This is a genomic window from Pseudomonas sp. BIC9C, from assembly GCF_034541995.1.
In the GTDB taxonomy this organism is placed as follows: domain Bacteria; phylum Pseudomonadota; class Gammaproteobacteria; order Pseudomonadales; family Pseudomonadaceae; genus Aquipseudomonas; species Aquipseudomonas fluorescens_CC.
In genome coordinates, this window is the sequence record NZ_JAWDGM010000009.1 from 184,935 (window position 1) to 196,230 (window position 11,296).

9 protein-coding genes and 2 pseudogenes are annotated in these 11,296 nt (G+C 57.8%); 8 read left to right on the forward strand and 3 right to left on the reverse strand.

What is annotated here, in order from left to right:
- Positions 1-62: 62 nt before the first annotated feature.
- The 4 genes and pseudogenes from RS887_RS30020 (at position 63) to RS887_RS30035 (ending at position 4,309) form a co-directional block, all read left to right on the forward strand.
- Positions 63-314, forward strand: coding sequence for a hypothetical protein (locus RS887_RS30020; RefSeq protein WP_322618248.1), 252 nt, complete (start codon positions 63-65; stop codon positions 312-314).
- A 932-nt stretch (positions 315-1,246) separates the two neighbouring features.
- On the forward strand, positions 1,247-2,506 hold the full coding sequence (locus RS887_RS30025; protein ID WP_322618249.1) for a molybdopterin-dependent oxidoreductase: 1,260 nt from the start codon (positions 1,247-1,249) through the stop codon (positions 2,504-2,506).
- Between the two features lie 9 nt (positions 2,507-2,515).
- Positions 2,516-3,160 carry a c-type cytochrome gene (locus RS887_RS30030; protein ID WP_322618250.1) on the forward strand — a complete coding sequence of 215 codons (645 nt, stop codon included), beginning with the start codon at positions 2,516-2,518 and terminating at the stop codon, positions 3,158-3,160.
- Between the two features lie 126 nt (positions 3,161-3,286).
- Positions 3,287-4,309, forward strand: a pseudogene (locus RS887_RS30035) (IS110 family transposase).
- Positions 4,310-4,587: 278 nt separating this feature from the next.
- Here RS887_RS30035 and RS887_RS30040 read toward each other — a convergent pair.
- Positions 4,588-5,396 (reverse strand): annotated as a pseudogene (locus RS887_RS30040) (glycosyltransferase family 2 protein).
- Positions 5,397-5,523: 127 nt separating this feature from the next.
- Complete coding sequence (locus RS887_RS30045; RefSeq protein ID WP_322618251.1) at positions 5,524-6,156, reverse strand: dihydrofolate reductase family protein; 633 nt, start codon at positions 6,154-6,156, stop codon at positions 5,524-5,526.
- 215 nt (positions 6,157-6,371) lie between these two features.
- Between RS887_RS30045 and RS887_RS30050 the strand changes: the two genes are divergently transcribed.
- The 3 genes from RS887_RS30050 to RS887_RS30060 all read left to right on the forward strand — a co-directional run bounded on the left by RS887_RS30050 (position 6,372) and on the right by RS887_RS30060 (position 9,195).
- Entirely contained in the window at positions 6,372-7,088 is a 717-nt protein-coding gene (locus RS887_RS30050) for a class I SAM-dependent methyltransferase (RefSeq protein ID WP_322618252.1), read from the forward strand.
- Between the two features lie 209 nt (positions 7,089-7,297).
- Positions 7,298-8,272 carry a quinone oxidoreductase gene (locus RS887_RS30055; protein ID WP_322618253.1) on the forward strand — a complete coding sequence of 325 codons (975 nt, stop codon included), beginning with the start codon at positions 7,298-7,300 and terminating at the stop codon, positions 8,270-8,272.
- On the forward strand, positions 8,269-9,195 hold the full coding sequence (locus tag RS887_RS30060; RefSeq protein WP_322618254.1) for a LysR family transcriptional regulator: 927 nt from the start codon (positions 8,269-8,271) through the stop codon (positions 9,193-9,195). The genes RS887_RS30055 and RS887_RS30060 overlap by 4 nt, the downstream gene beginning before the upstream one ends.
- Here the strand turns inward: RS887_RS30060 and RS887_RS30065 are convergent.
- Positions 9,160-10,449 carry an MFS transporter gene (locus tag RS887_RS30065; protein WP_322618255.1) on the reverse strand — a complete coding sequence of 430 codons (1,290 nt, stop codon included), beginning with the start codon at positions 10,447-10,449 and terminating at the stop codon, positions 9,160-9,162. The two genes, RS887_RS30060 and RS887_RS30065, sit on opposite strands and share 36 nt — an antisense overlap.
- A gap of 136 nt (positions 10,450-10,585) precedes the next feature.
- On the opposite strand from RS887_RS30065, the gene RS887_RS30070 reads away from it, so the two are divergent.
- On the forward strand, positions 10,586-11,044 hold the full coding sequence (locus RS887_RS30070; protein ID WP_322618256.1) for a helix-turn-helix domain-containing protein: 459 nt from the start codon (positions 10,586-10,588) through the stop codon (positions 11,042-11,044).
- Positions 11,045-11,296: the final 252 nt, after the last annotated feature.

Genomic DNA, 11,296 nt, shown 5'->3' on the forward strand with positions numbered 1-11,296 from the left:
GCGGATGCATGAAGCCCCATTGTAGGAGCGAGCCTGCTCGCGATGGACGTCAACGATAACGCGTGCTGCCTGAATGCCCGCGTTGTCCTGGCGTTTTTCGCGAGCAAGCTCGCTCCTACAAGCTGGTGTTCATCCTCTCCGGCCCAAAATGCAATTTGGCACTGGGGATTCAACAAATGATTGCCTTGGCAGTAGCAGGCGAGGGCAGTTTTTTAGGCGGATGTGAAATAGCCCACGGAACCGACGACGGTCAGTGGGCTTTTGTAGCGGTCTTTCAATTGATCGCGAACCCAACTGATTTTGCGGATGCATGAAGCCCCATTGTGGGAGCGAGCCTGCTCGCGAAGGCTTTGTGTCTGGTGACGTTTTTTTGTGTACATATCCGTTTCTGCGGTCACGGCCACTTAGGGTTCCGCCTTTACGGCGGGTTACTTGGAAGAGCCCCAAGTAACCAAGGGCTCTTGCCCCTGACGTTTGGTGCCTCGCCTAGGCTCGGCATTCCCTTGCTCCGGTCCTGCTCCGTGGGCCCGCCGCCATCGGCCATCCATGGCCGGCGGTGGCTAACCCGGCATCCATGCCGGGTTGCCCACTGCGCAGAACCTGTGCTCGGCCTCTCGAGGGGGCAAGAAGATCAAAAGCCAAAGCCAAAGCCAAAGCGAGGCGGCCTGATAGCCGACCTGACCACAAATGAACGCGTTCCCCGTGTAGGAGCGAGCTTGCTCGCGATGGACGTCAACGATAACGCGTGCTGCCTGAATGCCCGCGTTGTCCTGGCGTTTTTCGCGAGCAAGCTCGCTCCTACAAGCTGGTGTTCATCCTCTCCGGCCCAAAATGCAATTTGGCACTGGGGATTCAACAAATGATTGCCTTGACAGTAGCAGGCGAGGGCAGTTTTTAGGCGGATGTGAAAAAGCCCACTGAACCGAACCGGCGCCGCTCTATACCACAGTTTTCGGCAACCCTTGTCATCAATTGCCAAGTCCCTGACGCTCAATGTGAAGCAGACAGCTTGCACGTGACGATACTGGTTTGTTTACCGACCTGGGTAACGCGAAACCGTAAGCCTGATACCTCTCCGCCCTGGCGGGAATTTGTAGGAACGAGCTTGCTCCGGGCGGCGTTCCGACGATTGACTCAAGTGCGCTGCGTTTAGTCAGTAAGCACGCGTTTTCGTTAACGTCCATCGCGAGCAGGCTCGCTCCCACAGTCAGTTGCATCTCGATAAAACAATCATGGAGAGCGCGCAATGAAGTTCAGTTTTGTAGACAACAGCCAGCCGAGCCGCCGGCGGGTTTTACGCGATGCTTTCACGTTGGCATTGGCTGCCTCGCCGTTGGCCAATCTCGCCAGGGCAGCCGAGGACACAGGGGCCGCCAGTGATTCCTCCGAGGACGTGACCTTTGCCGCTGGTCCACGACCGCTGGTGCAATACCCGCAAAAACGCCCGTTGACCCTGGTGACTACTCGGCCGCCGCACCTGGAGACGCCGTTCGCTGTCTTCAACGAAGGGCCGATCACGCCCAATGACGCGTTTTTCGTGCGTTACCACCTGGCCAATTTCCCGACCAGCATCGACCCGGACAACTATCGCCTGACGATCAAGGGCTCGGTCGACACGCCGCTGTCACTGTCCCTTGCCGAGCTCAAGTCCCTTGCCGAGCCGGTAGAAGTGGTGGCCGTCAATCAGTGTTCGGGTAACAGCCGTGGTTTCTCGATGCCGAGGGTGTTCGGCGCTCAACTGGGCAATGGCTCAATGGGTAATGCGCGTTGGCTGGGGGTGCCGCTCAAGGCGGTACTGGAAAAGGCCGGTGTGAAAGCCGGTGCCGCGCAGGTGACCTTCCGTGGGCTGGATAAGCCGGTGCTGCCGAGCACGCCGGAGTTCATCAAGGCGCTGGACATCAGCCATGCCATGGATGGCGAGCCGATGATCGCCTGGTCGATGAATGGCACCGACCTGCCATTTCTCAACGGTTACCCGATACGCCTGGTGGTGCCAGGTTATTTTGGCACGTACTGGGTCAAGCACCTGAGTGAGATCGAAGTCGTCGACCATACCTACGACGGTTTTTTCATGGCCAAGGGTTATCGGGTTCCGGATAACGATTGCTTCTGCATTGCCCCCGGCACTACGCCGGCGAAAACCCAACCGATTTCCAGATTGCCGGTGCGCAGTTTCATCACCAGCGTTAAACATGGCGATGTATTGCCGCTGAACAAAAACGTGGTGCTCAAGGGCATCGCATTCGACGGTGGCGCCGGGGTGAACAAGGTGGAGGTATCGATCAACGGCGGGAAAACCTGGCGCGAAACCACCCTCGGGCAGGACCTCGGCCGTTTCTCCTTTCGTGAGTGGACTCTACCAATCACTTTTACCAGCAAGGGCGCCACCCAATTGATGGTGCGAGCCAGCAACAGTGCCGGCGAGACGCAACCGCTGCAAGCCGACTGGAACCCTGGTGGCTACCGCCGCCACGTCGTCGAAACCAGCCACGTAACCGTCGCCTGAGGAGGCTGCATGAAACCCATGAAATTCATGACCGCCTTGCTGTGCGCGGCTCAGATTTGTCTCGCCAACCTGGCAGGTGCAGCACCGCTTTCGATTACGCTGCCGCCCGAAACCGCGGCATTCAAGCCCAGTTCAATGCCGGGCTACCCATTGGCCCGGCAGAAGTGTTCCATCTGCCATTCGGCCGACTACATCAATTTCCAGCCGCCAGGCATGAGCCTGGCGCAGTGGACCGCCGAAGCGGGCAAGATGCAGCACGTGTACGGTGCTCCGATCAGCGATCAGGAGGTGAATGTCATCGGTGCCTACCTGGCGGTGACCTACGGCAGTGCCCAGGCGAGCGATGCCGATGTTCAGGCGGCCTCGAACCCGCCGGCGGATCAGCCACCGACGGTGTCGGTCGCGAAAGTCGCCTCGGCCTTGCTCAAGGACAACGCCTGCCTGTCCTGTCATGCGGTCGACCACAAGGTCGTCGGCCCGGCCTATCACGATGTAGCGGCCAAATATGCCAATGACCCGCAGGCACTGGCCCGGGTCATGTCCAGCATTGAGCACGGCGGCAGCGGAAAGTGGGGGGATGTGCCGATGCCACCTTTCGCGCAGTTGAGTTCGGACGACCTGAAAAGCCTGGCGACGTTCATCATGAGCCAGTGAGCCTGATGCAAAAAAGCCCACTGAACCGGCGACGGTCAGTGGGCTTAATGAGATGGTCAGCCTGACCGAGAAGCCCTGCAGGTTTACGCTTGCAGGGCTTTTCTCGTTTTCGGCGGAGGATCTCTCATGAACACGATGACGCTTCTCGGTATCGACATTGGAAAACACAGTTTCCACCTGCACGGCCAGGACGCCAAAGGTCATCAGGTTTTACGCAAGAAAACCAGCCGCGCTCAGTTGCTCAGCACATTGGCCCAGCTGCCGGCCTGTACGGTGGTGATGGAATCGTGCGGTGGCGCCCATTGGCTGGCTCGACAGATCGGTGCAATGGGGCCATGAGGTGAAGCTGATCGCCCCGCAGTACGTAAAAACCATTCGTCAAAGGCAACAAAACGACTTCATTGATGCCGAAGCGATTTGCGAGGCGGCGAGCCGCCCCGCGATGCGCTTCTGCTCGATCAAAACCCAAGAGCAGCAAACGCTTTCAGCGCTGCACCGTGTCCGCGAATCATTGATTGGCCATCGCACTGTCGCGACCAATCAGATTCATGGCTTTCTGCTGGAGTTCGGGATCAGCCTGCCTATTGGCGTTATTGCGTTGCACCGCGTGCCGGCGCTGCTGGACGATCCACAACACCCCGTTCCTGTGCGCTTGAAGGGCGTGGTGATGCGTCTTTATCGTCAAATTCAACAGCTCACTGATGAAATCAAGGACATCGAGTCCGACCTGAAGCAGCAGCTGAAAGAAGACGATGCCGGGCGTCGTTTGCAGAGTATCTCCAGGCATCGCCCGATCACGCCAGCGCAGTACTGGCGGATGTGGGCGATGCGTCGAACTATCGAAGTGGACGCGACTTTGCCGCTTCATTAGGACTGGTGCCGAGGCAGTATTCAACGGGAGGGAAAACAGTGCTATTGGGGATCAGCAAGCGTGGCGACAAGCACATACGCCAACTGCTGGTGCAGGGCGCGCGAGCCATCATGCGTTATATCGACAAGCGGGAAGATGCCCTGGGGCCTTGGGTTCGAGAACTGCTGACGCGCCGACATTCCAATGTCGTAGCGTGCGCGTTGGCCAACAAACTGGCGCGAATCGTGTGGGCGGTACTGGCCAAAGGCGGCCAGTACGACCCACATCCGAACGCTTGAACGTACAGCGTTATCACCGGCTTTTGCGACGTCACTGACTGATGACAGTAAACGGCAAACGGCCCGACTGAGGACCTGGCACAAAATTCAGCTTTAGAGGCTGAGGGCTTTTTCAGGACAGTCGGGAGCGGCTACTCATCGAGGGCCGAGCGTTGTTCCAGCAACGCTCACCATGAGCCCGAATACATTAGCGCAAGCCAGCTTTACCGAAAACAACCAATGAGGTTGCAGGAGATGGGCTGACCATACATTTTTGTGGTCGGGTATGCGGGGTTTGTTCAAGACACCGAGGTGTTGTCCGCACTGAAGCGCTTGAGAATGTCCTGGTACATTCTGGTCCGTCGGTGATTCTGGCCATATCCGCCAGCGGCGGCGACGGTGCCGGCCTGGACGTGGTCCAGGTACTTGAATATTTTGCCGGGCGAAAGAAACACCACTTTGTAGCCAAGTCCGATCACACGATCCTGCAGCTCATAGCCGGGCAATACGATCATCGATCTGGAAAATGCAGACCCTGCTGCTTCATCAGCCTGCAATTCCATAGCGTGCAAAAGCTTTTCAAGTGGGTTTCCTTGTAGGGCTTCGGCTCTTTTGATCGCAGGCCCAGCGACTGTTTCAGGCGTCGGTAATGGTGTTTGCACAGGCGCGAACTGAAACGCCACAGGGTCCTTGGCAGTCCGCGATTGAGTTGCTCGGTGCAACCGACCGCTGCGACGTTTCGATCCTTTGTGCAGTGCTCCATCATCATTGCAAAGACCTTTGCATCGAAGACGAAGGTGTCAGTGTGCATCAGGAACAGATAGTCGGTATCGATCCTGGCCAGTGCCATGTCCAGTGCCTTGCCATGGGCGATGTGGCCCGGCTCTTTGGTGGGCGCGTCCCGTTCGATCAGATTGATCCAGTCGAGCGAGCGCAAATACTCGACGCTGGCGTCCGCCGAATCGTTATCCACCACCCAGACGACAATTCCGGCTTTTCGTGCAGGCTCGCGCAAAAGGTCCAGGCAGATCCTGGTCAAATCAAGGGTCTTGTAATTGACCAGTACAATGCTGAACGGTGGTTTGGCGTTTGTATCGACACTACCCATCTTCGAAATGCTCGACGACTCAAAAGCGTCGAAGACTAAAGAGGTAACCTTAGCTCAAGCTTAATTTCACCTGGGCCGTTGCTGTCGAGGCGGGTGCACGGTTTTGAGCCGTTGCCAGGGGCGCAGGCTATTGCTGCCTGACGCCCTCGAACGTACCTGTTCGCACCTCGCCGCTGCGGATGTACCGGGCGATCAGCACGCCCCCGGGCGAACTGATCGAGTTCAGCAAGGTGAAAGCCGATGCTTGAGCGTTGTCGTCGAACAGGCGCTTGCCGCGCCCCAGCAGGATGGGGTGAATCATCAGCCGCAATTCGTCCACCAGGCCGACGGCAAGCAACTGGCGCACCAGATCACCGCTGCCTTGTGTCAACAACCGGGGACCGTCCTGACGCTTGAGCACGCTGGTCGCGTCGACCAGATTGCCCTCCAGCGCATGACTGTTCTGCCAGTCCAGCGAGTCGGCGCGGTGCGTGGCCACATGTTTGGGTACGCCGTTGAACAGGTCAGCAAGGGTTCGGTTGCTTGAGTCGGGCTGAATGCGCGGCCAATAGGAGGCGAAGATGTCGTAGGTGCGACGCCCCAGCAACAGCTCGAATGGCTGTGAGAACAGGTCCTGCACGGCCTGGCCGGTGGTTTTGTCGGCGTAGGGCACGATCCAGCCACCGAATCGGAATCCGCCAGCGGGATCCTCTTCAGGCCCGCCGGGCGCCTGCATGACACCGTCCAGACTGATGAACGCGGCAACGGTCAGTGTGCGCATGCTCTTCTCCTGATTCATCCGGGTGAAAGTGTATATGAAGGGATGTCTGCAATCCCTTGAGATCATATCCCCGATAGATAGTCGAACCAGACGCTGCGAAATCGACAACAGGATGTGTGGTTTGTATTCCTTGTGGGAATGTATTGAATAAAATTAATGAATTTTTATTATCGGCTTGTGTGGCGTAGTTTGATTTGAGGACATGGAGAATCGCCTTGAAATCATCTTCTACCCACACAGCTGAAAAATTTGATACCTCCCGGGCCAACGAGTACGCAAAACAGAGCCGTATCGCGTTGGCCGGGTATGACGCCTGCCACGATCTGGCCGCGTGCATGCTGGCGGCAAGCCTGGGCAGCACGGCTTCGGCGAACGTACTGGTCGTTGGCGCGGGTGGTACGGCCCGGGAAATCATTGCGATGGCCACGCTGGAGCCGAATTGGCGCTTCATGGCCGTTGATCCTTCCGGGCCGATGCTGGAAGCCGCGACACAGCAGTTACAGGCAAACGACCTGCTTGGAAGAACGGACGTGCATCTTGGGTATGTTGACGACTTGCCGGCCGACGAGTCATTCGACGCGGCGACCTTGATCGGTGTGCTCCATCATTTGCCGGGCGATGACGCCAAGCGAGAACTTCTGCAATCCGTTCGTGCTCGCCTGAAACCCGGTGCCCCGCTGATTGTGGCGGGAAATCACTATGCCTATGCCAGCCAACCGCTGTTGCTCGAGGCTTGGGGGCATCGGTGGCGCCAGCATGGAGCCAGCCCGGATGAAGTGAAGATCAAGCTTGGAAAAATTCTGCAAGGCGCCGATCCCCCGCATTCCGAGGCGGCGGTCCTCAAGCTGTTGCACGACAGCGGATTCGCAGAGACCACGCGCTTTTTCAACAGCCTTTTCTGGGGCGCCTGGCTGACGTGTAAAACTGGCTGAAGGCGACCGATGCTCGGCGCTAACCTTTGACGTCTGCATATTAGGTACAACCCGCATCGCTCCACGCAATGACCCGTGGCATCTGTAATGTGATTGCTGCAATCTATGCACTAATGATCTGCACGCAACCTGTCTTGTTCATTCGAGGGGCAGTTCTCACACTAGCGACAACTATGTGAAGGCAGCTTCTGACTGAAGGGGAAATGACAATGGTATCTGCGATCCGGTTTGGCCAGTGCGGCAATCCTGAAGTACTGAACCTGGAGACACTGAGCGAACAATCGCCAGGGCCAGGCGAGGTCTGGCTTGAGCAAGAAGCCATTGGCGTCAACTTCCTCGACGTCACCCAGCGTAAGGGCGCGGTGCCCATTGCATTGCCATCCGGGCTTGGGCTGGAAGGCGCCGGGCGTGTCGCTGTTGCAGGTGCCGGTGTCAGCAATGTGCAAGTTGGGGATCGCGTCGCCTATGCCACCGGCCCTATTGGCTCGTATGCTTCGGCCCGGCTTTATCCGGCGCAGCGGCTGGTCAAAATTCCGGATGCACTGTCGTTCGATGATGCCGCAGCCGTCATGTTCAAGGGCATCACTGCGCAGTACCTTTTGAAAACCGCCTATCCCGTAGGGCAGGGCACAACCATTCTCCTCTACGGTGTGGCCGGAGGGCTGGGGGAAATCATGGTGCCGTGGGCCAAACACTTGGGTGCCACCGTGATTGGCGTGGTTTCAAAGCAGGCCAGTGTCGAAAAGGCCAGAGCGTCGGGATGCGATGAAGTTCTGGTGTTTGATGCCGACAGCCTGGCATCGGATGTCGCACGTATCACCAGCGGGAAAAAGGTCGACGTCGTCTATGACCCGATAGGGCGTGTTTCTTTCCAGGCATCCATGGACAGCTTGCGACCCCGTGGCCTGATGGTATCGTTCGGCGCTTCATCCGGTGCGCCGTCAGCCGTGGAGCTGTCGACACTCAATGCCAAAGGCTCGCTGTTCCTGACACGCCCTTCGTTGGCAGCTCATACGGCGAGTGTCGCTGAGTACCAGGAGCGTGCACAGGATGTTTTGGCTGCGATAGGCGCGGGTATTATCAAGCCCCGGATCCGGGCCAGCTACTCGCTGGCCGATGCAGCATTGGCACATGCCGATCTGGAGTCGGGGCGTTCTTCGGGGGCGATCATTCTAAAACCATGAATCCTGATGTTCTGAATAATCAGCACAGTGACGAAATCGCTGCGTTTCTGGCCGTGGCCTCGCAAGGCTCATTTGTCGGTGCCGGCCGGCTATTGCAGCGACACCCAACCGTCGTCTCAAAGCGGCTCGCGGCAATGGAAAAGCGCCTTGGCGTTCGGCTCGTGGAGCGCTCGACCCGGCAGGTGCGAATCACTGAAGTCGGTGCCAGGCTGGAGCAGCGTCTTCGCTCAGCCATCAGGTTGATGGATGAAGCGCAACAGCAGGCGGCCGAAGGTGCCAGCGAAATTCGCGGTACTTTGCGACTTGCACTGCCCGCAGCCATGGGGCGGCTTTGGCTTGGCCCGATGCTGCCGGAGTTTCTTGCGGCTTATCCGCAGGTCTCGATCCTTGCTGACTATAGCGAGCGTCTGGTCGACATCATTGATGAAGGTTTTGACGCTGCCATCCGGATTGGAGAACTGGAAGACAACCGGTTGATCGCCCGGAAGCTGAGCGACCATCGCCGGATTCTGTGCGCCTCGCCCAGCTACATCAAAAAGCACGGCATGCCCGAAACCCCACAGGACCTGATCAATCACAATTGCCTTCGCTTCAGCGGTCTTGCGTCTTTTCCCCTGTGGAGACTCCATCGCGGCAACGAGCTTCAAGCGGTTTCGCCTAAAGGAAATCTGACTGCCAATGACAGCGAATCATTACTGGCCGCGGCCCGCGCCGATGCGGGAATTCTGGGGGCGGGCGACTGGTTGATGAGTCGTGATATTGCTGCCGGGAAACTGTTGCATGTGCTTCCTGACTGGCAATTGGATGCCGCAGGTGGGGTCTATCTGGTCAGGCCATCGGCCAAATTTCCCGGTGCCGTGGTTGTCGCGTTCAAACAATGGATCGAGTCAAAGTTTATCCCTTCGCCCCCATGGGCCATTTGAGCAATGACGCGTGAGAAACCACAGGACCAGGGCACTGGCGCTCATCGAGGCGCCCAGCAGGCTGACTGCCATCCAGCCCCATAGCGCATACACCTGGGTCGCGGCTGCGGCGCCCAGTGCGCTGCCAACCGAGTAGAAGCACATGTAGGCGCCGACCATGCGACTTTGGGCGTCGGACCGTGCAGCGAAAATGATGCTCTGGTTGGTGACGTGTACTGCCTGCACCGCGAAGTCGAGCAGCACTACGCCGCAGGCCAGCGCGACCAGGGATGTCTCGGCAAACGTGATGGGCAACCAGGACAACGTCAGGAGCCCCAGCGAAATACCGGTCACCCGTTGCCCCAGGCCTTGATCGGCCCAGCGACCGGCTCTTCTGGCAGCAAGTGCGCCAGCAACGCCGGCCAGGCCAAACAGGCCGATGGCCGTGTGTGATAGCGACAGCGGCGGGGCGCTCAATGGCAGCACCATGGATGTCCATAGCACGGAGAAAGCGGCAAAGATCAGCAGGGCCAGCAGGCCCCTGACGCGCAACGTGCGCTCGGTGATGAATAGTTTGAAGAGCGAACCCACGAGCACCGGATAGGCGTCTTGATGCCTTGATAACGCTGTGACAGGAACCACTCTCCACAACACCGCCGCAAGGATCAGCATCATTGCCGAGGATACAAAGTAAACGGCACGCCAGCCCGCGATGTCCGCAATCAGGCCAGAGGTAAACCGCGCCAGTAGAATGCCCAGGACAATGCCACTGGTTACCGTCCCCACGGCCTGCCCGCGTTGTGATGGCGTTGCCAGCACCGCGGCGTATGCCACAAGCACCTGAACGACCACTGCCAGCAAGCCCATCACGATCATGGCCCCCAGCAGGGCCAGCCATTGCTGTGATGCGCCGATTGCCGCCAGCGCAATGGCAGACAGCAGTACTTGAGTCAGAACCAGCCGCTTGCGGTTGACCAGATCGCCGAGCGGGACGATGAACAGCAACCCGAGCGCGTATCCAGCCTGAGTCGCAGTCACCACAACCCCGATCGTTGATGAGGCCACACCCAGACTCTGAGCCATGGAGTCGAGTAATGGTTGTGCGAAGTAAACGTTGGCTACTGCAAGCGCGCAGGTGAAAGAAAACAACAACGTGAGCGACGGAGAGAGCCCCGGAGATCGCTCGGTCCTGCCGCTTTTTTCAATGCCCGCAGGCGGCACTGCCGAAGGCTGGCTGGAGAAACGTTCGGTAGCTGAGTCGGCGTCTGCTGTCATGTATGCCTCCATGGCGCTAAACTGGTTTCAATTCAAAACCTGATCGATTGTTGTCGAAACCTGTTTCAAATTGCAACCACATTGTGCCGGGCCGGTGGACAGGTTTGGCATATCGATATTCCGGAAGGTCAAAAAGATGGTCGCAGACACTTCACCGCAAAGCAGCGAATGCCCGGTAGCAAGAACACTTGAGGCCATTGGTGATCGCTGGTCGCTGATGATCATCCGCGACGCTTTTGACGACATTCGCCGCTTCAGCGAATTTCAAAAGAGCCTGGGCGTAGCCAAGAATATTCTGGCATCGCGACTGAAAACCCTGGTTGAAGTAGGGGTATTCGATGTTCGACCGGCATCAGATGGCAGCGCCTATAAAGAGTACGTGTTGACGGAAAAAGGACGGGAGATCTTTCCGGTTGTGGTCAGTTTGAGGCAGTGGGGCGAACGTTTCCTGTTCAAGCCGGACGAGACGCGTTCTGTACTGCTGGATAACCAGTCCGGCCAGCCCCTGATGCCGCTTGATGTTCGTTCATCAAGCGGTCAGAAACTTGGACCCTCTGATTGCCATAGGGTGAGACTCGTTGACGGCGGGTCGTGAGTAGACAGCAGACTTGCTTCACACCCGAGCGAGCCTGGGGAATACACGTCGGTATCCGTATATGAATGTGCACCAGGATGAAAACTGCAATGGATGCGCTGGAAGGAAAAGAATTTTTAGAAAGGGATTGACCACGTATTTTAATGCTGTACTATTCGCCTCCCGCTAACGAGCAGTTTGCTGCTGGTCTGGCTTAAGCAGCTGATTTTATTAAGTAAAACAGAAACTTTTAAGGTTGCTTTTTGAAATGGG